Origin of the sequence: Asticcacaulis excentricus CB 48, from assembly GCF_000175215.2 — a bacterium.
Lineage (GTDB): Bacteria > Pseudomonadota > Alphaproteobacteria > Caulobacterales > Caulobacteraceae > Asticcacaulis > Asticcacaulis excentricus.
In genome coordinates this window covers 2227649-2248975 of sequence record NC_014816.1, presented here as the reverse complement: position 1 = coordinate 2248975, position 21327 = coordinate 2227649, and the positions used below count along the sequence as shown (strand labels likewise).

Here is a 21327-nt window from a genome sequence, read left to right as displayed (position 1 = left end):
CTTTAAGCCCCTGTTAAACATGGCTGGATTTTAAACCAAGCTGTGTTTAAAGTTCCTGACAATCAATCTTGATTATCAGCCCCATTTTGAGGGTTTTGCCCATGTCGCGCCAGTGGATCAGCCGCGCCGAAGCCTTGCAGCGACTGGATGTCAAACCGCAGACCCTCTACGCCTATGTCAGCCGTCAGCGTATTGCCGCGCGTACCGACCCAGACAATCCGCGCCGCTCCCTCTATGCTCTCGACGATATCGAGCGTCTGACGCAGCGCGGGCCGCGCCCGGCCGAAGATGCGCCGCCCATCCTGCCCGCGCTCAGTGGCAAATCTGCCTTACGCGGTGAGGCGATCATCGATTCCGATATCTTTATCGCCATCGACAACCGCCCTTTTTACCGTACGCGTGACAGTCTCGCGCTCAGTGAGACCGAGAATTTCGAAACCGTCGCTGCCCTGTTGTGGAAGGACGAAGCGGCCAACCCCTTTGGCCCGTTAAAACCACGCCCGGATGTTAATTTCACCGGCGGACCGCGAGCGCGCGTCTGGGGGATGCTGTCGCGGCGTCTCGACGAAGACGCCCTCTCGGAACAAAACAGCGAACGCCACCTGCGCCTTGAGGCGGCAGGTATCTTGAATGAATTGTTCGACGCGGTGACCAATGGTGGGCCGCGCCTTTACTTCCATCAGCGTCTGGCTCGCGCCTGGAAGGTCAATGATCCGCGCGACGTCGATCTGATCCGCCGGGCACTGGTTCTGTGCGCCGACAATGGGCTCGATGCGGCCACCTTGTCTGCCCGCGCCGCCGCCGTAACGCAAGGCCCCCTGTCGTCGCCGGTGATGGCGGGCTTTGCCGCCCTGTCGGGCCCGGCCATGGGCGGGCGGGTGTCGCGCGCCGAAGCCTATGTCACGCAGGTGCGTCGGCAGGGCAATCCGCGCGTGGTCGCCGAGACCTTACTGCGTCAGGGCGTTGAATTGCCGGGCTTTGAAGCCAATCAGTCATCTTGCGATGCCATGCGTGCTGAAGCCCTCATGGCGGCCGCCCCGCACATCGGCGAAGACCTCAAAACCATCCGCTCCGTCGGTGAGGAGCTGACCGGGCGGCCCTTGGGCTTTACTCTGGCGCTTGCCCTGATCGGGCGCCATCTCGATTTGCCAAAGGATGCGCCGTTTACCCTGATGGGGCTTGGGCGCTCTGCCGGCTGGCTCGCGCACGCAATCGAACAGGCCGAAACGGGTAGCGCGCCCAATGTCCGGCTGCGCTATGTCGGTGAACATCCTTTGGCTGCAAACGCCTGACGTTAGGTGCTGCGTTTTTTTTAAAGTGTTATTTCGGAGTGATATTATGGATTATTTGATTGCCTTGCTTCTGGGCTTCGTCGAAGGGCTGACTGAGTACATTCCCGTTTCCTCGACCGGCCACCTGCTTCTTCTGTCGCATTTTCTGGGCTTTGAGTCCCCAAGCAACACGTTCGCCGTGCTGATCCAGCTGGGCGCCGTGCTGGCACTGCTCAGCCTCTATTTCAACAAGCTGTGGAACGTGCTGATCACCCTTCCGACCTCGGCGGAATCGCGCGGTTTTGCCATCTCTATTCTGGTGGCCTTCTTTCCGGCGCTGGTAATTGGTGTGCTGGCCCACGACTATATCAAGAGCGTACTGTTCGAAAGCCCGCGCCTGATTTGCATCAGTCTGATTGTCGGTGGCATCGTCCTGTGGCTGGTCGATAAGTACGCCCCGACACCGGACAAGAGCGATGCCTTCCGGATCGATTTCAAGACGTCGCTGATCATAGGTGTGTTTCAGTGCCTGGCCATGATCCCCGGAATGTCACGCTCAGGCTCGACCCTGATCGGGGCGATGCTATGCCGCGTTGAAAAGAAGGCGGCCGCGGAATTCTCTTTCTTCCTCGCCATGCCGACCATGCTGGGGGCGTTCACCTATGACGTTTATAAGACCCATAACCAGATGAATTTCAACGACATGGGGCTGGTGGCCGTAGGCTTTATCGCGGCCTTTGTGACGGCGCTGATTGTCGTCAAGGCGGTGTTGAACTTCGTGGCGAAGAATGGTTACGGCATCTTTGCCCTCTGGCGCATTGTGGTCGGCGGGGTCGGGTTGGTCCTGCTGTCGCTAGGCCACTGAGGCCCAAATTTCGTTTTACAGACTCTTATTCTTTTGCGTCCACTCTGTGCCAAATGCCACTATCCATACCCGCGCGGGTAGCGGCTAGAAACAGGCGAGGGCGCTTACCGTGCTGGAAATCGACATCGACCCCGACCGCAAGCTAATGACCTTTCGGGTCCTTGGTGAAATTGACAGTGCGCGTCTCACGGACCTGATCATTGAGGGGTATCAGGCCAATCGTTCCGCCTGGACCTACCGCCGTATCTTCGATTACCGCCGTGCGACGGGTCTTTATGACTATGGTGAGGTTGAACGGCTCTTGGCATGGTGGCACGGCGAAACGGCCGGGATGGACATCTGCAACAAGGTGGCCGTCATTACCAACGAAGTGCTGTTTGAGGTGCGCGCCCGCGTGTTTGACGAGGCTTATACGCACGGGCAGATCCAGACCTTCGACCGCACATCCAAGGCGCTGGAGTGGCTGGACAGCGTCGCACCCGCTCAGTCACGGCCATAAAAAACCTCCGGGTCCGTTCAGGCCCGGAGGGTTTTTATCAGAATGTCCAACCGCATCAGCCCGCGTATTCGGCGAACTGACCGTTCTTGCGGAACCGCCACAGATAGGACGGCACCACCGACTCCACGGCCGTCGGCACGATCCCCAGTTCACGCAGGCCCGGCAGCTTGCCCGACGCCACATTGTCCTTTTGCAGCAGCAGCACCTGATCAGACGTCAGCAGCGGCTTAATCAACAAAGAACTGACATCCCCAACCAGACCGATCAGGCTGGCCGCCGCAAACGGCATCCAGACGAGGGCGCGCGGCGACTGAATCTCTTCGCTGACATATTTGATGAGGTCGTTGAACGTAAAGGTTTCCGGCCCGCCCAGCTCAAAGGTCTGACCCGCAAAGGCCGGATTGCCCAGCGTATCGGCAATGGCGCGCGCCACGTCACCGACATAGACCGGCTGGAACTTCGTCTTGCCGCCACCGATGGAGGGCATGACCGGGAAGGTCTTGATCTGCTCGGCTAGACCCGTGAAGAAGCCGTCCTGCGGCCCGAAGATCACCGACGGACGAACGATGACGGCCGAAGGGATGGCGGCGCGCACGGCTTCTTCAGCCTTGCCCTTGGTCGAGGCGTATTTAGAGGAGGATTTAGGATCGGCCCCCAGCGCCGACATCTGCACGAAATCGCTGACGCCCCGCTTGGCGGCCCCTTCGGCGATAGCTTTCGAGGCCGCGCGGTGCACAGCGTCAAACGAGGCGCCCGGCGTCTGATACAGAATGCCGACCAGATTGACGACCGCCGACGCACCGCTTAGCGCGGCCTGCACGTCCGACTCTTTGCGCACGTCGCAGCGCACGACCTGAATCTGTCCCACAGTCCCCAGCGGCTTGAGATCGTAGGCGTAGGTCGGCTTGCGCACGGCGACGCGCACGCGCCATCCCTTTTGCGCCAGCGCGCGAACGACCTGCTTGCCGACAAAGCCCGACCCGCCGAAAACGGTGACCAGTCTGGAGGACAGTTGAGACATGATGGAAACCTCGGATGCGCAGATGCCTCTGGGTCGGCACCCCTTTATAAACCTCAATTAGCGCATGGGCTTGTGCGTCGCAATCCCTGACGGGCTTGGCTTCTGCCATTTTCCGCCCAGTCATCTGTGGAAATGTAAAAAACTTTCAAAAAGGCCATTGACCTGCCCGGGCCTTCTCTGTATTCCACCGGCCTCCGGTCGTAAGAACGGGACGCAGCCTGATTTTAAGTGCCCAGGTGGCGGAATTGGTAGACGCGCTGGTTTCAGGTACCAGTGGCTTAACGGTCGTGGAGGTTCGAGTCCTCTCTTGGGCACCAATCAGCTTCAAAACCCGCCGCAAGGCGGGTTTTTTGCGTTTAGATCCAATGTTTTGCGGATATGCCGCCTGAAACGGGGCCTTAAGGCGTTGGCGCAACCGCAGGAAAAAGCGTGCAAAATTTCCGACGGCAACAGCCTTTATTTGTCGGTTCAACAGTCAGGAAATCGCCTCTGGCAGATGCGTTAGGTCCGGTGACCATCAATACCTACATGTTCTTGTTGTCGAGCATTGCTCAAAAATCGAATTAACTTAGAAGGTTTAAATAGCCGCAAGGCATTCGGAAAGTGCCGTCAGCAATGCCCTATGTTTTTCAGGGTTCGTATCGCGCAGATGGATGATGTTTGACAGTTTCCACTGCACGGACGCCATGTCGCGAAGTGCGGGCAGCTCAATCAAGTCCCAGTCAGGTTTGCCCCGTTTGAAACTCAGCAAGAATGCTTTATCGCGCTCGGTGAGCGCCGCCTTTATTGCAGCGACCATACGCAGGCGAGTCGCTTCATAATCCTCATAGGAAAACGGCGCAAACGACATTCCCACGAATTGGTTTTCAAACGCTTCGCGCTGATTTTGGAATGTCGGAAATAGTACCTCGTTGATTGGGCGCTTTCCGCTTAAGACCGCGACTATCAAGCCCAGCATAATCTCGCGTGTCAGACCTTCATCGTTGAGTAGATAATAAACATCGAACAGGTCACGCGGGTGTTGACGGTCAAATGCCGCGCACAGTTTTCCGCCATAGAGTTCTGCCTTTGAAACTACAGGCATTTCGACAAAAGTCTCAAATTGTTCCTGAACGCCATCGCTACAAATCATGAGGCGCGGCGGAAAAACATGACCGCGAAGCGTCGTGTTGACCTCGATTTTTATCTGAGCGCGTACATGCTGGATATGCAGCTTGGCGTTATTGCCTTCTTTTTGCGGCACTGGCGTAACCTTGATGCGACCATCCATGCCCTCAATGCGCGTTTTGAGTCTCGTAAGCGCCGCCTCAATATTTGGAAGTGCAACATCGCGCTCTTCAAACGGCAGATAGGTCAGGTCAATATCAACCGACAATCGTGGCAGGTCGCGCTCGAACAGATTGATGGCTGTGCCGCCCTTAAGTGCGAATGATGCTTCCTCTGCGACGAGGGGTAGAACGCGTAGCAAAAGACGAACCTGATCCTCGTACACCTCAGTCATGGTTCACCAATTCCTTCGGCAGATTCAGGGCGTATTTGCTGACATACAATCCATCTTTGGCAAGGCTACGGTCACCTTTGCCAAGGTCGATAGTGTCAAGATTTAGATGTTTTATGACGGGCAGCGAGGCTTTGGCCGCCATGTACAAAAACAGGCGTTTGACCTTTATCGAGTTACAGACTTCGAGCAATTCCTGCATGAGTTTGGGACGCAGGTTCAGAAGTCCCTGCAAGAGTTCGTAGCTCTCGATCAAATCAAAACGCTTGGGGCTTAGATGGAGACATTCCAAAATCGCTCGTTCAGGCGCGGATATGGTGACATCAAGACTGCCATAGGCATGGCGCGTGAGGCCGACATTTTCGGGCAGCAGGCTAGACTTCACATGGTGGATTGGGACTTTCCAATCATAGCCCGTAAACCAGCTGGGCAATCTCGTGTCGGGGGGGGAGAATAAATAAACAGGCTCTTGCCCTATCCGGAGGTAGTGGGAGAACCCCTGCGCCGATAGCGCGGTCAATGCGCCAATATGAACGGTCAAATCAAGCTGGGTTTGCAGGCTGCGTACCGCGCCGAACCATTCAACCTTTTCATTGGGGCGTTTGAACGCGCCCGTACCCAAAGGCTCTATCCAATGGCTGCGCACATAACGCTGAGCCAATTGAGCAGAGACTTTTTGCTCATGCAGCCACGCTGATGTGGCGACTGTCTGGGGAGGCCAGACATCCAAAAGGTTCTTTAATTTTCCAGTATTTTCTATACCCATGATATATCTATATCGGCTTTTTTAAAGAAAATCAATAATAGGCGAGTTCAAACTTTAAAAGTTCTGCATTCTATATACCCTAGATATATAATAATTAGTTTTTTTAAAGAAATGCGAATCATCCCAGATCCAAACCTTGTCGTGTCCACGACCTGAACCCGATCCCGACCACGGCTAGCGCCGCGTTCAGCCTCGTTCACAACCAGATCTACTCCGTCATCCCATAGACGACGCTCATTCATCACATTGACCAGGACGCCCGCCGAGACTTGTTGGAGACACTCCAGTGACTGCCGTCGCACGCATCAAAGCGCTTCCCGGATAGGGCGCCGGTACAGGTGGCGCAGGCAGGTTACGAATGCGTGGCTCCAGCAGCGCTCCGGTCGGGCTAATCAAATCTGTTGCAACGGCGACTTTTTCCCCGATATCGGGGCGACCTTGCCTCGGAGATGAGCTTCTGGTGATAAACTTCATTTAGTCTGCATCTTGTGGCGTAAGGTGTTTAGTGAGGTGCCGCCTGAACCGGGGCCTTAAGGCGTTGGCGCAACTTTTTCACTCGGACCAGTTGGCGATGCTGATCGTGGGCATGGATTTGCGGCGGCACGCTCATGTCCCAATAGGCCCACTTTGCGCACGCGTGCGCAAAGTGGCTGGACAAGCATGTGTGTCATGTCCCAATCATCTTAGAAATGCTGGGCTATGGAGGCCGGAATGAAGATTGGCATCTTTTGTTTCCTGGCTGCGTGTGTTGCTGGACCGGCCAATGCACAGACCATCTGCGACGCGGTTAAAACGGCGTCGCAACACAGCGCTACCGGCTTCAAAGCTCTCCGCGGCGCCCATGATAAAAGCGGGTTGTGGTATAATAGCAATTTCAGCGTTCCAGGTTTTGATGAGTGCACAATTGAAGCCTTTGAAGATGACGCAGAACTGTCATGTTCCCGCAACTTCACGACCTTTTCGGCGGCTAAGGCTCATGCTGACGCTATCGAGGGTCTTGTCCGTTCCTGCCTGGCGCTGGAAACGACGAACGAGAAGACCTGGGATCTGCGTCCTAGGAGAAAGACAAGCGGTCGCACTTTTGCACAGCGGGTTACTGGCTATCCGGAAATAACTGTAACGCGTTCGGAGGTTTCCAACAATGCTGGCCGAGTGGACCTGATTTTTGCGCCCCCGCTCTGATCGGAGCAAGGTTTATGCGTCCGATCGCCTCATACAGCACCTATGGCGCGCCAAGGTAACACTCAAGCAGGCCCGTATTCAACAGGAATATGAATAATGAAGGCATGCTCTTAACAATCGAAATTTTCGGTAGTAATTAGATGGCAATATGAATTTTTTGCTACGCATATTAAAAAAAGTATTTTGTTGTAACCCTATTTTTATTTGCAATGACGTTTACTGAAAAGTTTGATGAAATCTATTCAGACATAACAGTTTTTTATTTTTATTCCTGTTTATCTGTTATTTTATTTTTTGTGTACAAGTATTACATCAATAAAAAGCGTTAAATTTCTTGCATTTCACTCTGATGCTGTGGGCGTGCCGGATCGTATGACGCTCTCGAAAAAAGACTCCGCAGATTGCTCTGCGGAGCCAAGTTACCGGAGAGAAATTTCCCTTAGAAGGACAGGGAAATACCCGCAAAGACGTAGCGGCCTAATGCGTCATAGACCTGCGGGTAGGTGTTGCCGTTCGTCCCGTCCGAATTGGGCAGGATGGGCGGGTCTTTGTCGAAGACGTTGTTAACTCCAATGCGCAGCGTCGTATTCGACTTCAGCGCATAGCTGGCATAGAGGTCGATGTAGTTATAGGCATCGATGCTTGAGGCGTAGGTTCCGCTCGTATCCGGGCCGTAGAAGTTGTCAACCTTGCCGAAATAACGCCAGGTCACCGTAGCGTCCCAGTCCCACGGCGACTGCCACGTCGCCTTGGCACGATGGCGGTATTTCGGATTTGACCAGCCACACGAGCTGTCGAAGTAACCGGCGCAATCATAGGGGTCCGACGTGTCGGTGGCCTGGGTGATCAGTTCCTCCAGCACCGTGCCCATATAGCTGAGTTGCAGGCGGCCTAGCGGCAGCTTACGGCTATAATTGGCTTCGATATCAAAGCCGGACGTCTTGTAGGAGCCCGTATTGTAGAGCGTGTCTTCGATATAGCCCTCTTCACTGAGCCACAGAGAGCCCGTACCTGAGGCACGGTGAACCTTGGAGCAATAGAAGCTGTTGCCCGTCGTGGCGCACTGATCGAGGATATATTGGGCACCGATGCTGCTGATCTTGTCTTCGATCTTGATGTTGAAATAATCAACCGTCAGATTGAACCCCTTCAGGAAGTCGGGGGTATAGACAAAGCCGAAGGTGTAGGTGTCACCTGTTTCCGGCTTGAGATCAACATTCCCGCCGCCCAGTCGGTTATACTGGCCCGCCGTGCTCGATAGAACGTTGTTATACTGAGCCGCCGTCACGCCGGTGAGCGCGCATTGCGCCGCCGTGTAGGTCGGCGTTTCGGTCGAGGGATCATCAACGCCGCACCCATCATTCCCATCAAACAGACCGACGGAGTTGGCGCTGTAGAGTTCCGTAACGCTCGGCGCGCGCACCGCTCGGTTATAGCCACCGCGGAAGCGGAGCCCTTCCACCGGGGCGTAAGAGACCATCGCCTTGTAGCTATCGTTCTTACCAAAAGACGAGTAGTCCGAAATGCGGTAGCCCAGTTCCAGCGACAGATCCTTGATCAGGGTCTTGTCCTGAGCGACCGGAACGAGCAGTTCCGTGAACACTTCCTTAACATCATAGGAACCCGATACAGGCGTGGTCTTGCCGCCTGAGCCGGCCAGAAGGCCGTTGCGAAGATTATCGTCGGCATCAAAATCGAGCCACTGACGACGGTATTCCAGACCTAAAGACGTTTTAAGCCCTTCCCCCGCCCAGGGCAGCTTCACTCCATAGGCTCCCAGATCGCCAGAGGTATTCAGCGAGACTATCTGTTCGCCCGTTCCGCCCCACTGCACGCCCTGCGCCGAGATGTATTTCAGTGCCGCCGAGGACACGCCGCCGATCGACCAGATGTTGTAGGGAACGCAGTTCTTGTCTGTGCCATCGAGATAGGACTGACAGACGGCATTGCCGGTTGACGGGTCGGTGACAACGAGGAGCGCCTTTTGTGCGCGTTCCAGGCTGACTTCGTTTTTGGTGACCTGCTTATAGTTGGTCGAGCCGTATTGCATGTTCAGGCTGAAATCCCAGACCTCATTGATCTGGCCGGTCAGTTCACCGCGCAGACGGTAAGAGGTGTGGTTCATTTCATACTGACGCCCGCCCGCTTCGACATTGCGGCGACCGATAGCCACCGTCGTTGTGTCGCCATTGGCGATCATCGAGCTGCTGCAATAAAAGGCCGTCTTCTGCTCGGTGGTCATCAGCGGGTTATTACAGTTGATGCTCATCTCCGACAGGAAGATACCCGACGGGGCAATCTGGCCCGTCGAAGTGTCGTCCGTCAGCATGACTTCGGACTTGAAATGCAGGGTGTCGGAGAAGTCGTAGGTGATGAAGCCCCCCAGCGAATATTTTTCATCGGGGCGCTGGTAGTAGTTCAGCGGGCCGTAATTATAGGCCCCGGTCGCGGCACTATAGCTTGCCAGACGGCTGGCCGACGTGTCGATCGTGTAGCTCTTGGCATAGTCCGAAGTGAAGAAACGGCCAGGATAGCTGGTTGAGGACCCGCCGCAGGTCGAAAAGGACGACAGCGTACAGGCCGAATAGTCGCGTTCTGACTGCAACAGGGCCTGAACCGTGCGGTAGGAGGCATAAACCGTGGCATTGCCCTTGCCGCTCTCGCTATTGACGCCGGCCACCAGGGTAACGTCGGTCGCCTTGCCGTCCACCACATTGCTTTCCGGCAAAGCGAAGCCACGATTGGACACGACCGAGGCGTAATCGCTGTCATTATGGTGCTGATAGAAGCTCGTATTGAGGTCGAGGCGCACCCCTTCAAACTTCTTCTTCATCACGAAGTTCACGACGCCGGCCATGGCGTCGGACCCGTAAACGGCAGACGCGCCGCCGGTCAGAATATCAACGCGCTCGATCAGGGCCGCGGGAATCTGGTTCAGGTCGGCGGCGGGCTGGACGGGGCTTCCAGGCGCCATACGGCTGCCGTTCAGCAGCACCAGTGTGCGTGACGTCCCCAGACCGCGAAGGTTCACCGTTGCGGTACCCGACGCGCCGTTCGACTGCATCGCGCCGTCGGCCGCGAAGACGGAAGGCAGGGTATTGACCATATCTTCGACGCGGGTCGCACCCGACGCCTTGATGTCGGCCGCACTGATCGTGGTGATCGGACTGGAGGATTGCAGGTTCGGCTTTTTGATGCGCGAGCCAGTGACGACAACCTCCACGGCAGCCTCTTCGCCTGCTGTTTGCGCCATTGCTGTGGACGCGATGCTCATGCCCGACAGTCCGCTAACCGTCGTGGACAAAAGCAAAACCGCCTTTATGTCATTCTTTCGCAAAATAGTTCTCCAATTTTTATGCATGTTTTTCGGCTTACGACCGGAATTCGTAGCCTTAATATTAATGACGCATAAAATTCATTGGATCGTCAACTTTGGAACTAATTATACGTGATTGCATTTTAAGATAAGTGTCTATAAAATCACACGTATTATTCATTGCAAATTGTTTCAGTATTTATTTATTTCAAAAGTGTATTTAAGTTTATTTATTGCAACAAATCTTCCGACCTGCTGATTTTGGTATATTATATAATGTCTTCCGTGGAGGGGCCATTCCTGCCCCACCGATTAAACGGGCCTTGAAAATGCCGAAAAGCCTCGGATTTAGCTCGAGACGCCCGGCCCTAATTCATTCAAAAAATACCCAAAGTTGTGGTCGCCGCAGGTTCAGCAAAGAATAATTTTTCAACTGCAATTTGTGTCATTTGAAACCATATGCCGGGAACGGTGCTGTAACGCCCAAATCCAATCCAGCTGCGCACATAAATCCAATAAACATTCGTCTTCAGGCAAAGGAACTCCGGTAGACGAAGGGTGGGCGTAGTGGCGTCCTGAGTGCCCTTTTTGGCGTGACGCCGGGTTAAATCTCCACCCCAGTCGCGCCGGACAATCGTCCGTCCGTGTGAAGGATGCGGCAAGACCGCATCTGCCGACGGCAATGGAGCTATGAGGCCTGCACTTCAGTGATGGCATCATGGCGCTTACTCTTTGGAGGAGACGCGCCCTGATGCCTGGCAGCCAAAACCTGCCGGCTGTCCAAGCCAATCCTCCTGAACACCAGCAGACGCGCAGGCCCATGAAACCCCGACACCATCTTTACCCTGACGATGAACTGACAATCGAAATGGAGGCACTGGCTAGAAATTGCAGCGCGCCAAAGGCAGCCCGAAGGGGGGGCGCGAGATGACGGCGACAATTACTCAAAACACGCAGAAGCTCGCCTACCGCATTGACGAGGCCGTCAAGGCTAGCGGCCTTGGGCGGTCATTCCTGTACGAGCGCATGGCTGACGGATCGCTCAAGTCTATCAAGATCGGCGGGCGTAGGCTGATATTGAGGGACGATCTTTTGCGTTTTCTTTGCGGAGACGTCGCCATCTAAGGTGAGGACGAGGCCTGCATCGTGAAACCAATGTTTGGGCCAAAGCCGAAGCCAGTAAGCCAGACAGGTGTCATTTCGCTTGACCAACCTGATCTCCTTTGGACGCGATAGACCCTATTCGACAACACCCGTTGCCCACGCCCTCACTCTGATACCAGAGAATAGCTTGTGCTACGGCCACCTGATGCATCCCTGACGAGGATGTGGCGTTTGATCAGGTCTTCGATGTCGCGGCTTGCCGTGTCCTGAGAGCACTTGGCGATCAGCGCCCACTTTGAGGATGTCAGCTTGCCTTCGAATCCATCGAGGAGGCGGGTCAGCATCAGGCGTTGGCGGCCATTGAGCGCGTTCACCTGATGCGTCTCCCAGAACCGGGCTTTCGTAACAACCGACGCCAGCGTGGCTTCGGCCCCCGCGAACGCGCGATCGAGGCAAGCCAGAAACCACCCGATCCAGTCGCTTATATCAAGGTCGCCCTTTTGCGTACTTTCCAGCCGGTCGTAGTAGGCGCCGCGTTCGGCTTGGATTTGTGCTGACATGCTGTAGAACCGCTGTGCGCTCCTTTCGGACCGGGCTAAGGCCATATCCGCTACGGCGCGGGCGATCCGTCCATTTCCGTCTTCAAACGGGTGGATAGTGATGAACCACAAATGGGCAATAGCGGCGCGAAGAACCGGATCGAGGTCCGCGCCCCCTTCGAACCATTTCAGGAAGGCCTTCATCTCCTCATCCAGCCTTTGTGCATCCGGGGCTTCGAAGTGGATTCGCTCACGTCCAATCGGGCCAGAAACGACCTGCATCGGGCCCGATGTGCCGTCACGCCATGCCCCGACAACGATCTTCGTCATGCCGCTTCGACCCGTCGGAAACAGGGCCGCATGCCACGCGAATAGTCGTTCGGCGGTCAGCGGGGTGGCATAATGCTGTGTGGCATCCAGCATCATTTCAACGACGCCTTCGACGTTACGGTCAACCGGAGCTAAAGCGCCTATATCCATTCCGAGACGTCTGGCAATCGAAGATCGAACCTGTTCTTTGTCGAGACGTTCACCCTCAATTTCGCTCGACTTCAGGACGTCCTCGGTGAGCGTCGTGAGAACCGCTTCTTCGCGCAGATTGAAGCGCAGTCCTTCCATGCGGCCTACGAGCCTGCCCTGGTTATGGCGCACGGACGCGAGTTGACCCGCGAGCATCTCAGGGTTCCAGCGAAAGGCTGGCCAGCTATCCTGTTTGTGAATATAGTCCATTTCTCCGCGCTCCTTGCGGAGATTGTGTGGGATATTCTCCGCACAAGCAAGGATTATTCTCCGCAAATTGTGCGGACAAATCTCTCCATGAGCGTCAAGTAGTGGCTCCCTTTTCTTTTTGCTTAACGACCCGATCGGGATGTTTTTCTCTGAATCCGGCTTTAGAAATTGAAATAATCCCGAACGGGATGATTTGTTGATTTTTCACGCAAAAATCATCCCGAAAGGATGGCTGCGGCGATGATAATCACACCGCGATGGATGAGCACTGACCGGGCATTGTTGCGGGCCAGTGAACTCAGACCGAGCAGCGGTAGGATCAGGACCGCGATCGGCAACTTTGACAGACTGAAAATAGCCACCTCATCGCTGTAACAAGTGTCAAAGAAAGTGCACTGCGTGGCGCTTATGTCACATCAATCGGTCTCCCACCTCAAGCGCTGCCTTTTTTGTTGCGCCGTGCAACGCGCGGCGATAAGAACGCGCATCGTTGCTTAGGTAACGATCTTATGGTGGTGTAGAAAGCGGTTCCTTCGGTAATCTGTGGGTCGTCGGTTCGAGTCCGGCCGAAGCATGCTTCGTAGCTCAGTGGGTAGAGCAATAGACTTTCGCTTTCGTCTGTTCCCTGTAAGTCTATGCAAGTGGTGTAGATGACGCGTTCATCGCAGCCTGTCACGCTGCGGCAGACCTTGTTTCTGCCGCTGATGCGTCATCGCTATTTCCCTTGCCGCCGGTGGCGCAGCGATCGTCTACATCGCCTTGAAATGGTGCGGTCGCAGTCTTTCCCCGGCAAATCGAGTTCAGCTTTCCGTGGCGCAGGCTCCGGCTTCTTCGCTAGCCACCACAGGGACAAGGCGGCCCCGGATGTCAGTGCAAACTGGCAAGCCGGAACAGCCCGGACGAGGCAAGGTCCGGCGGAAGCGCCTCCCAACCGGAACCGACCATTCCCGGAAGGCTGGATTCAAAAATTGAATTTTCTTGTTGCATAGCGCAACAAGTTGCATTAGTAACCGCGTCATCGTCCAGACAGGCCCGATAAGGGAACCATCCGGACGATAAATTCAGGTGGCGTAGAGCAACGTCTTCTTCGATCTGGTGAAGGCCGCAAGGCCGGGGTTCAACTCCCCAATCCCGACGCCGGTTTTCCGGCTGAGGGGCTGACGTTCTCGCCTGTTCCCCTGAATGCCCATCGATAGCAGCCGCGGGCGTTCTACCGTGGTTACGCGTCTTTATATCGCAGCGAACCTGTCGCCCCAACCCCAGTGCCATCCCGCGCAGCGCCCGTCAGACATCCGGTCTGATGATCCATGCTCTGCGCCCAACGTTAAACGATGCAGAGAAGGTGCGGTCATGAGACTGAACATTTTCCAAAAGCGCCCCCGCATCACGCATGAAGGGGCTCCCGCCGCGATTTTATCGGCAGAGCAGAGGCTGCGCCGGTCGGTGTTGTCTTGCCTGTTGTGGGAAGGCGAGTTCTACGAAGACGGAGAAAGCATAGCCGAGCGTATCTATACGCTGGCGCTTGAGGTCGAACCGCAAATCGTTGCCGCTATGGCCATTGAGGCCCGCGAACAGATGAAGCTGCGTCACGCGCCGTTGATTCTGCTCTGCGCATTGATCAAGACGGGCGGTCCGTTGGTAGCTCCTGCGATTGAGCGGGTGATTCAACGGGCCGACGAGTTGTCAGAACTGGTCGCTATCTACTGGCGGGACGGCAAAAAGCCGCTGTCGAAACAAATGAAGCTCGGGCTTTCCCGCGCCTTCACGAAGTTCGACGCCTATGCACTGGCGAAGTACGACCGTGCGGGGCCGGTGCGTCTGAGAGACGTTTTGTTCCTTATACACGCCAAGCCGAAGGACGAGATTCAGGCTGACCTTTGGAAGCATCTGGCTGCCGGGACTTTGTCGTCTCCCGATACGTGGGAGGTGGCACTGTCAGGTGGTGCGGATAAGGCTGAGACCTTCACGCGCCTTCTAACCGAACGAAAGCTCGGGTATCTCGCCCTGTTGCGTAACCTTCGCAACATGGATCAGGCGGGCGTTGATGAGGAGCTCGTCAAGGCGGCCATTCTTGCGCGAAAGGGCGCTGAGCGCGTTCTGCCGTTCCGCTATGTAGCGGCGGCGCGGGCGGCCCCCCGGTTCGAGCCCTGGCTCGATCAGGCGCTGAGTGAGACGATCCTTGAGCAACCTGTGTTTGCGGGCCGGACGATCGTGCTGGTGGACGTTTCAGGTTCGATGGGTGGCCGTCTGTCGGCGAAGTCGGACCTCACCCGGATGGATGCGGCGGCAACGCTGGCGGCCATCATTCCGGGCGAGGTGCGGGTCTTCACCTTCTCGAATAGCGTGGTCGAAGTTCCGCCCCGGCGCGGTATGGCCGGCGTCGATGCGATCCTTCGATCGCAGTCTTACGCTGGGACGGAACTGGGTAAGGCGGTGACGACAATCAACGGCATTAAGCACGACCGGCTGATCGTCATCACCGACGAACAAAGCGCCGACCGCGTTCCACAACCCGTGGCAAAGCAGGCCTACATGATCAATGTGGCTTCCTACCGCAACGGTGTCGGATATGGCGGCACGTGGACACACATCGACGGGTTCTCCGAAAATGTGTTGAGCTATATTCGCGAGCAAGAACAGCTCGTGAAAGGAGCTTAAGTCCATGACAGCGGAGGAACTGAGGATCGCGGCAATTCTGCTCTTTGGGGAGCGCGGCTGGCAGTCGCGTCTATCTGAGGCGCTCAATGTCGATCGATCGTCGGTTTCCCGCTGGTTTGCCGGCCTCCCGGTCCCTGGCCCGGTCGCTGCGGCGGTACGGGCCTGGCTTAAACTTTACGAACTGACCGGCGAGAGACCCTACGAAATCGCCGGTCTCATCGATCCAAAAAAATAGGGGGCAAGGCCCCCGGAGAGGGGGTTATCCCTATGCGAGTATTCCAAGGGGCCCGTGGAGGCCTCATTAAGGCGTGGATTGACGGCGTGGCCGTTGAAGATCAGGCGCGCACGCAGCTCGATAACATCGCCGCCATGCCATTCATCCACAAACACGTGGCCATTATGCCTGACGTTCACTGGGGCATGGGCGCGACCATCGGCTCGGTCATTCCCACCAAGGGCGCGATCATTCCGGCAGCGGTCGGGGTTGATCTGGGCTGCGGCATGATGGCGGTTCGAACCACACTTAAAGCGTCTGATTTGCCCGACAACCTGTCGGGTCTGCGTTCAGCGATTGAGGCGCGCATTCCGCACGGGCGCACCGACAACGGCGGTGTGAACGATCGGGGCGCGTGGGGTGAAGCGCCAGCTTCGGCCAATGCGGAATTCTCAAAGCTTTCAGACGAGCTTAAAATGATCGTCGAGAAGCACCCGAAGATGTCTCAAGCCGCGCATCGGGCACAGAACCACCTCGGAACCTTGGGTACAGGCAACCACTTTGTGGAGGTCTGTATTGATGAAAACGAGGCTGTCTGGATCATGCTGCACTCCGGCTCACGAGGCATCGGCAACCGAATCGGATCGTACTTCATTGAGCGCGCCAAGCACGAGATGAAGCGCTGGTTCATCAACCTGCCTGACGAGGATCTTGCTTATCTGGCGGAGGGCTCGGAACTGTTTGGCGACTACATGGGTGCCGTCTCCTGGGCCCAGCGCTTTGCCCGGACCAACCGCGAACTGATGATGACGGCAGCTCTGGAGGCGCTTTCGGTCTCTGTGCCCAAGCGTTTCACCTGCGACTGTGAAGCCGTGAACTGTCATCACAACTATGTGGCACACGAGCGACACTTCGGGTCGGACGTATTGGTGACCCGTAAGGGCGCCGTGCGTATTACGCCGGAAACACTTGGCATTATACCGGGCTCGATGGGGGCGCGATCCTTTATCGTGCGTGGCATAGCTGGTGAGGCGATGGCCCAATCCCTGTGTTCGTGTTCGCACGGTGCCGGGCGGGCCATGTCCCGCGCGGAAGCCAAGCGGCGGTTCACATTGGAGGACCATGCCCGTGCCACAGCGGGAGTGGAATGCCGTAAGGACGCCGACGTGATCGACGAAACGCCTGCGGCCTACAAGGACATCGACGCGGTCATGCAGGCCCAGGCCGACCACGTCGAAATCGTCCATACCCTGAAGCAGGTCGTTTGCGTGAAGGGCTGAAAGCGAGCGCGGCCTCTTGTGCAGAGGCTGCGCTCCAATCAAATCTTAACTTCGGCTTCCGGGAGCGGCGTTAGATGCGCGAGAAAACGTTCGGTTGCGTCGTTAACCATCCGAACTGCATCTACATTGGGCGTTCAGGGGTGGGGCATTGACCGTCACTCAATTTCGGTTCCGCGCGCAAACGTCCAGCCGTTGGCGAACCACTCGAAGGTTTGATCTCGATAATAAAAAAGGACATATGCACCAAGGCATTTCCTGTCCCATAATCCTTGTTTTGGATTCCCGGTGGTTCGTATCTCGCTGGATTAGCTACTGTGGCCAGTCTTCGACTCTTGAAGCCAAGCCGGGAGATCGCGACGGGCATTTAGAACGCGCCAGACGTCTAGATAGCCGGGGGCTTGGACGTAGAATATTAAAAATGGATATCGCGCAAGAACGCATGATCGCAAATTCGGCAGACCAAGATCATAGGCGCAGTGAGGTGATCCTAAAGACGGGTATACACTCGTGAATTCTAGGCGGCCGTAGGTGCCGCAAATTGCGGTTTATTTTGAAGGGAACAGACTAGATCTGGCCCATTCGAAAGGCAATCTGCCAATCTGGTGCGATGAATATCGCTCAACGCTTCGTTAAATCCTACCCGTCTTATCCGTCACTAAACTCAGGCCTATTTTCCTCATCGGAGCCGCCGGTAGCCGTCAACTGACGCCCGCGGATCAGATCCATGGCGCTTACCGCTCGGAATATGACGGTGGACGCAGGTCTTGTCAGGAGGAAGATATGTCTAATAAACACACGGCGGATCGGCAGATCCCCAGTAATCTGGCCGTTCAAAGGCGTTCGATTTTAAAGGCCACAGGTGCGGCGTTGGCCGCCGGGGTGGCGGTATCCGCAGGATCATCCCAAACTCAGGCCCAAACCTCATCGGATAGCTGGGATAAGGTGTTCCCAAAGAGCGCTAAAGTCGCCCATCAGAAGGTCAGATTTAAAAACCGCTATGGCATTACGCTTGCTGGTGATCTCTACACACCTTCGGATTTAAAGGGCAAAACCGCAGCACTGGCCGTCTGCGGGCCGTTTGGCGCGGTCAAGGAGCAGTCATCTGGCCTTTACGCCCAGACCATGGCTGAACGCGGCTTCATAACCCTGGCTTTTGACGGTAGCTATACGGGCGAAAGCGGCGGCGAACCTCGCAACGTCGCCTCGCCGGATATCAACAGCGAGGATGTCAGTGCCGCGATTGACTATTTGGGGCTTGTGCCTGCCGTTGACCGCAACCGCATCGGGGTAATCGGTATTTGCGGGTGGGGGGGCATGGCCCTCAATGCCGTAGCCGTCGATAAGCGGGTCAAGGCGGTCGTCGCCAGCACCATGTACGATATGACCCGCGTCATGTCGAAGGGGTATAATGACAGCGTCACCCTTGAACAGCGAACGAGCAATCTCAAGGCTCTGAGCAATCAGCGCTGGGTCGATGCCGAAAAAGGTGCGCCGGTCTATGGTCCGCCGATGAACGAACTGAAGGGTGGGGAGCCACAGTTCCTCGTGGACTATCACGATTATTACAAGACACCGCGTGGTTTCCACCCTCGTTCAGTAAACTCCAATGGGTCATGGACGATCACCAATCCGCTGTCATTCATGAATATGCCCATCCTGAGCTACATCAAGGAGATATCGCCTCGTCCCATCCTGTTTATTCATGGTGAAAAGGCGCACTCCCGCTACTTCGCAGAGACGGCCTATGCGGCAGCCTCAGAGCCCAAGGAACTTATGATCATTAAGGGCGCCACCCACGTCGACCTTTACGATCAGACGGCGATTATACCCTTTGATAAGATGGAAGCCTTCTTCCGCCAGAACCTCGCCTGAACTATCACCGGCGTCCGCAACCCAACCGGGAGGTGGACGCCGTTTCAGGAAGCGATGCCGGCGCTCGGATACGGTCCTACTGTCTGTGGCAGTTCGGCAGCCAGAGTATCGATGACCGCTCTCAGCCGCAGGGGCAGATGCGTGGCTTTGGGCCATACCGCATAAGTGTCTATCGGGGTGGACGCGAAGGGCTCCAGCAGCGAAATGAGGTCCCCGCGCGCGATCTGGGTTTTGACGAGCCAGTAGGGTAGCCAAGCGATCCCAAACCCAAGAACAGCCGCATCAGTGATACTTTCCTGACTGTCAAAACGCAGGCGCCCTTTCACCTCAGCCTGAACTGTTGAGCCCATACCGTCGTTTAATAACCACGGAAATATCTGGCCGTTTCTGATGTAAAGCAAAGCTTCGTGACCGGTTAGTGATGGGATGTCCGTCGGGCGACCAAAAGCTTTAAGATAGGCCGGGGAGGCGCAGACGACCTTCGGCTGGCTTAAGAGTTTGCGCGCCATCAGACCCGCTGAATCACCGAGCTTGCCGTTGCGAACTGCCAGGTCGTATCCGTCCCCAATGATATCGACCACTTTATCACTGAAGCTCAGATCAAGCTCAAGAGACGGGTGTTTTGCCGCAAAGTCGAGCAGGACTTGTTGGACACAATGGCGGCCGAACAGGGCGGGCAGCGAAATTTTCAATCGCCCGCTCACCTCGCGTCGCCCGGACTCCAGCATCTGCTCCGCTGTCTTCAGCTCGGTGATAGCCCGCACACAGCGCTCGTAGAAGATATGTCCCTCGTCAGTGAGGTTTTGGGTGCGAGTGGTTCGCTGGAACAACCGCACTCCAAGGCGCGACTCTAGGCGGGCAATTGTCTTGCCCACGGCTGAGCGCGTTAGTGCCAGCCTTTCGGCAGCCCGCGCGAAGCCGCCGGCGTCCACGACCTCTACGAAGACCGCTACCCCATCCAGATTGTCTCTCATGTCTCATTCCGTTGTATCCAAAATGGATACATTGATGTGATTAATTGTCCGAAACGAATACCAATATTCTACAGTAACATGCCCTGTATCGCTTTGAACAGGTTAATCAGGCCTGAGGACAACAAAAGACAACCTCCCCTCATCGGTGATGGGGAGAGGTCGCAACAGGATCAAGCCAATGCAGGTCGCGATTTTATTTGATAGCGGTTTTGGACATACAGCCAAACAGGCCGAGGCCGCGGCTGCCGGGGTCGAGAGTGTCAAAGGCGTAAAGGCCAGGCTCTTTGCCATTGCCGACGGGGACATCGACTGGGAGGCCCTGGAGGCGTCAGACGCCATCATTTTCGGCTCGCCTACCTACAATGGCTCGGTAAGTGCCCGCTTCAAGGCGGTTATGGAGCAGTCCACGCGGACGGCGTGGTTGCCGCAAAAGTGGCGCAACAAGGTGGCCGCAGGCTTCACCAATTCTGGAGCCATGCACGGAGACAAGCTCAACTCTCTGATCACGATGGCGCTGTTTGCGGCGCAGCACGGCATGATCTGGGTCGGTCTCGATCTGTTTCCGGGCAAGGGGCCGGAGGAGAGAAACCGCGTTGGTGGATGGCTGGGAGCTATGGCCCAGTCGAATGACGAGTCTCCTGAACTGTCGCCGATCAAAAGCGATCTTGAAACCGCCGCCTATCTCGGCGCGCGTGTCGCGGAAATTACCCGCCAACTTCTCACCAGCGCACACTGACGCACTCTGAATAGCCCCGTTAGATGGCAGATTATCTCATGACCAATCCAAATCCCGAAGATACGGCCCCCCTTTTCAACATGCTTCGCGGCGCCGCCCCCGTCCTGGTCCCCTTTACACAGGATAGGATCGTCGATGAACTCTGGCACCGACCCGGCCTGTCCGCACGCGATCGGGCCATCGCAACGGTCGTAACGCTAATGGCGCGTAACGCTCAGAACGCCTATCCCTATTACTTCAACAAAGCCCTTGATAGCGGTGTGACGTCGGCGGAGTTTTCCGAGTTGGTCACGCACACGGCCTTTTACGCCGGCTGGCCAAATGCTTTTGCCGCGGCGGGGGTGCTGAAGGGCATTTTTGATGAACGCGGCGTTGCCGTTGAAGACCTGCCAACGGTGGAAGAGGCACGCCTGCCGACCGAGGTCGCTGTGCCAGATGACGCCTTGCGCGCGGCCTATATTGCGGCCCATATAGCACCCGCCTCAGAGGCTTTGCAGCATTTCACCAATGACCTTTTGTACGCCAATCTGTGGCACCGTCCGGCTCTGGAACCCAGAGATCGCGCACTGGCGACCGTGGCCCTATTGGCGGCATTGGGGCAGTCGGCGTTTTTCCCGGTCTATCTGACCCGCGCCCTGACGCAGGGCGTGACGCGCACCGAAGTGGGTGAGATGCTGGCGCATACCGCCTTCTATGGGGGCTGGGGTTACGCCATTCAGGCGGCCGAGGCGGCGAAATCTGTATTTGATGCGCAAGATGCCGGCGCTTGATCATCGCACCTCCCTTTTGTCTGTTTCAGGAGT

The 21327-nt window shown here is 56.3% G+C and carries 18 protein-coding genes and 1 tRNA gene; 12 read left to right on the top strand and 7 right to left on the bottom strand.

Translation table 11 applies throughout. The features are described 5' to 3' along the window. The first annotated feature begins 101 nt into the window (after positions 1 to 101). The 3 genes from ASTEX_RS10350 to ASTEX_RS10340 all read left to right on the top strand — a co-directional run bounded on the left by ASTEX_RS10350 (position 102) and on the right by ASTEX_RS10340 (position 2635). Complete coding sequence (locus tag ASTEX_RS10350) at positions 102 to 1292, top strand: citrate/2-methylcitrate synthase (RefSeq protein ID WP_013479574.1); 1191 nt, start codon at positions 102 to 104, stop codon at positions 1290 to 1292. 46 nt (positions 1293 to 1338) lie between these two features. After that, entirely contained in the window at positions 1339 to 2136 is a 798-nt protein-coding gene (locus ASTEX_RS10345; protein WP_013479573.1) for an undecaprenyl-diphosphate phosphatase, read from the top strand. Positions 2137 to 2245: 109 nt separating this feature from the next. After that, a complete protein-coding gene (locus ASTEX_RS10340; protein WP_013479572.1) occupies positions 2246 to 2635 on the top strand; it encodes a hypothetical protein in 390 nt (129 codons plus the stop codon). Between the two features lie 55 nt (positions 2636 to 2690). On the opposite strand, the gene ASTEX_RS10335 is transcribed toward ASTEX_RS10340, so the two are convergent. Beyond that, positions 2691 to 3656, bottom strand: coding sequence for a complex I NDUFA9 subunit family protein (locus ASTEX_RS10335; RefSeq protein ID WP_013479571.1), 966 nt, complete (start codon positions 3654 to 3656; stop codon positions 2691 to 2693). Between the two features lie 230 nt (positions 3657 to 3886). On the opposite strand from ASTEX_RS10335, the gene ASTEX_RS10330 reads away from it, so the two are divergent. Next, a tRNA-Leu gene (locus ASTEX_RS10330) sits at positions 3887 to 3973 on the top strand. Between the two features lie 260 nt (positions 3974 to 4233). Here ASTEX_RS10330 and ASTEX_RS10325 read toward each other — a convergent pair. Both ASTEX_RS10325 and ASTEX_RS10320 read right to left on the bottom strand, forming a co-directional pair. Continuing rightward, complete coding sequence (locus ASTEX_RS10325; protein ID WP_013479569.1) at positions 4234 to 5157, bottom strand: nucleotidyl transferase AbiEii/AbiGii toxin family protein; 924 nt, start codon at positions 5155 to 5157, stop codon at positions 4234 to 4236. After that, a complete protein-coding gene (locus ASTEX_RS10320) occupies positions 5150 to 5920 on the bottom strand; it encodes a type IV toxin-antitoxin system AbiEi family antitoxin (protein WP_013479568.1) in 771 nt (256 codons plus the stop codon). The genes ASTEX_RS10325 and ASTEX_RS10320 overlap by 8 nt, the downstream gene beginning before the upstream one ends. A 711-nt stretch (positions 5921 to 6631) precedes the next feature. Here ASTEX_RS10320 and ASTEX_RS10315 point away from each other — a divergent pair. Continuing rightward, positions 6632 to 7102: a hypothetical protein gene (locus ASTEX_RS10315; protein ID WP_013479567.1), complete on the top strand. Its 471-nt coding sequence runs from the start codon at positions 6632 to 6634 to the stop codon at positions 7100 to 7102. Between the two features lie 439 nt (positions 7103 to 7541). Here ASTEX_RS10315 and ASTEX_RS10310 read toward each other — a convergent pair whose 3' ends face one another. Together ASTEX_RS10310 and ASTEX_RS20285 are read right to left on the bottom strand one after the other, a co-directional pair. Further along, complete coding sequence (locus tag ASTEX_RS10310) at positions 7542 to 10376, bottom strand: TonB-dependent receptor domain-containing protein (RefSeq protein WP_168148098.1); 2835 nt, start codon at positions 10374 to 10376, stop codon at positions 7542 to 7544. 419 nt (positions 10377 to 10795) lie between these two features. Then, entirely contained in the window at positions 10796 to 11080 is a 285-nt protein-coding gene (locus ASTEX_RS20285) for a hypothetical protein (protein ID WP_144004645.1), read from the bottom strand. A gap of 265 nt (positions 11081 to 11345) precedes the next feature. Between ASTEX_RS20285 and ASTEX_RS10305 the strand changes: the two genes are divergently transcribed. Then, positions 11346 to 11543 (top strand): helix-turn-helix domain-containing protein, encoded by a 198-nt coding sequence (locus ASTEX_RS10305; RefSeq protein WP_013479565.1) that lies wholly within the window; start codon positions 11346 to 11348, stop codon positions 11541 to 11543. A gap of 143 nt (positions 11544 to 11686) precedes the next feature. On the opposite strand, the gene ASTEX_RS10300 is transcribed toward ASTEX_RS10305, so the two are convergent. After that, on the bottom strand, positions 11687 to 12790 hold the full coding sequence (locus ASTEX_RS10300) for a Fic family protein (RefSeq protein ID WP_013479564.1): 1104 nt from the start codon (positions 12788 to 12790) through the stop codon (positions 11687 to 11689). 1350 nt (positions 12791 to 14140) lie between these two features. Between ASTEX_RS10300 and ASTEX_RS10295 the strand changes: the two genes are divergently transcribed. The 4 genes from ASTEX_RS10295 (at position 14141) to ASTEX_RS10280 (ending at position 18814) form a co-directional block, all read left to right on the top strand. Next, entirely contained in the window at positions 14141 to 15448 is a 1308-nt protein-coding gene (locus ASTEX_RS10295) for a TROVE domain-containing protein (RefSeq protein ID WP_013479563.1), read from the top strand. 4 nt (positions 15449 to 15452) lie between these two features. Beyond that, positions 15453 to 15683, top strand: a complete 231-nt coding sequence (locus ASTEX_RS10290; RefSeq protein WP_013479562.1) for a hypothetical protein — start codon at positions 15453 to 15455, stop codon at positions 15681 to 15683. A 32-nt stretch (positions 15684 to 15715) separates the two neighbouring features. Then, the gene (locus tag ASTEX_RS10285) at positions 15716 to 16942 is read left to right on the top strand and encodes an RtcB family protein (RefSeq protein ID WP_013479561.1); all 1227 of its coding nucleotides are present in this window, start codon (positions 15716 to 15718) and stop codon (positions 16940 to 16942) included. Between the two features lie 780 nt (positions 16943 to 17722). Then, positions 17723 to 18814 (top strand): alpha/beta hydrolase, encoded by a 1092-nt coding sequence (locus ASTEX_RS10280; RefSeq protein ID WP_013479560.1) that lies wholly within the window; start codon positions 17723 to 17725, stop codon positions 18812 to 18814. A gap of 44 nt (positions 18815 to 18858) precedes the next feature. On the opposite strand, the gene ASTEX_RS10275 is transcribed toward ASTEX_RS10280, so the two are convergent. Continuing rightward, the gene (locus tag ASTEX_RS10275) at positions 18859 to 19788 is read right to left on the bottom strand and encodes a LysR family transcriptional regulator (protein WP_013479559.1); all 930 of its coding nucleotides are present in this window, start codon (positions 19786 to 19788) and stop codon (positions 18859 to 18861) included. Positions 19789 to 19966: 178 nt separating this feature from the next. Between ASTEX_RS10275 and ASTEX_RS10270 the strand changes: the two genes are divergently transcribed. Both ASTEX_RS10270 and ASTEX_RS10265 read left to right on the top strand, forming a co-directional pair. Further along, positions 19967 to 20524 (top strand): flavodoxin family protein, encoded by a 558-nt coding sequence (locus tag ASTEX_RS10270; RefSeq protein ID WP_013479558.1) that lies wholly within the window; start codon positions 19967 to 19969, stop codon positions 20522 to 20524. Between the two features lie 38 nt (positions 20525 to 20562). Continuing rightward, complete coding sequence (locus tag ASTEX_RS10265; protein WP_013479557.1) at positions 20563 to 21294, top strand: carboxymuconolactone decarboxylase family protein; 732 nt, start codon at positions 20563 to 20565, stop codon at positions 21292 to 21294. The last annotated feature ends 33 nt before the right edge of the window (positions 21295 to 21327 follow it).

What these genes read in the sequence shown, in the direction of transcription:
- ASTEX_RS10350 (WP_013479574.1), top strand. Translation starts at nt 102, where the DNA reads ATGTCGCGCCAGTGGATCAGCCGCGCCGAAGCCTTGCAGCGACTGGAT.
- ASTEX_RS10345 (WP_013479573.1), top strand. Translation starts at nt 1,339, where the DNA reads ATGGATTATTTGATTGCCTTGCTTCTGGGCTTCGTCGAAGGGCTGACT.
- ASTEX_RS10335 (WP_013479571.1), bottom strand. Translation starts at nt 3,656, where the DNA reads ATGTCTCAACTGTCCTCCAGACTGGTCACCGTTTTCGGCGGGTCGGGC.
- ASTEX_RS10325 (WP_013479569.1), bottom strand. Translation starts at nt 5,157, where the DNA reads ATGACTGAGGTGTACGAGGATCAGGTTCGTCTTTTGCTACGCGTTCTA.
- ASTEX_RS10320 (WP_013479568.1), bottom strand. Translation starts at nt 5,920, where the DNA reads ATGGGTATAGAAAATACTGGAAAATTAAAGAACCTTTTGGATGTCTGG.
- ASTEX_RS10315 (WP_013479567.1), top strand. Translation starts at nt 6,632, where the DNA reads ATGAAGATTGGCATCTTTTGTTTCCTGGCTGCGTGTGTTGCTGGACCG.
- ASTEX_RS10310 (WP_168148098.1), bottom strand. Translation starts at nt 10,376, where the DNA reads ATGAGCATCGCGTCCACAGCAATGGCGCAAACAGCAGGCGAAGAGGCT.
- ASTEX_RS10305 (WP_013479565.1), top strand. Translation starts at nt 11,346, where the DNA reads ATGACGGCGACAATTACTCAAAACACGCAGAAGCTCGCCTACCGCATT.
- ASTEX_RS10300 (WP_013479564.1), bottom strand. Translation starts at nt 12,790, where the DNA reads ATGGACTATATTCACAAACAGGATAGCTGGCCAGCCTTTCGCTGGAAC.
- ASTEX_RS10295 (WP_013479563.1), top strand. Translation starts at nt 14,141, where the DNA reads ATGAGACTGAACATTTTCCAAAAGCGCCCCCGCATCACGCATGAAGGG.
- ASTEX_RS10290 (WP_013479562.1), top strand. Translation starts at nt 15,453, where the DNA reads ATGACAGCGGAGGAACTGAGGATCGCGGCAATTCTGCTCTTTGGGGAG.
- ASTEX_RS10285 (WP_013479561.1), top strand. Translation starts at nt 15,716, where the DNA reads ATGCGAGTATTCCAAGGGGCCCGTGGAGGCCTCATTAAGGCGTGGATT.
- ASTEX_RS10280 (WP_013479560.1), top strand. Translation starts at nt 17,723, where the DNA reads ATGTCTAATAAACACACGGCGGATCGGCAGATCCCCAGTAATCTGGCC.
- ASTEX_RS10275 (WP_013479559.1), bottom strand. Translation starts at nt 19,788, where the DNA reads ATGAGAGACAATCTGGATGGGGTAGCGGTCTTCGTAGAGGTCGTGGAC.
- ASTEX_RS10270 (WP_013479558.1), top strand. Translation starts at nt 19,967, where the DNA reads ATGCAGGTCGCGATTTTATTTGATAGCGGTTTTGGACATACAGCCAAA.
- ASTEX_RS10265 (WP_013479557.1), top strand. Translation starts at nt 20,563, where the DNA reads ATGACCAATCCAAATCCCGAAGATACGGCCCCCCTTTTCAACATGCTT.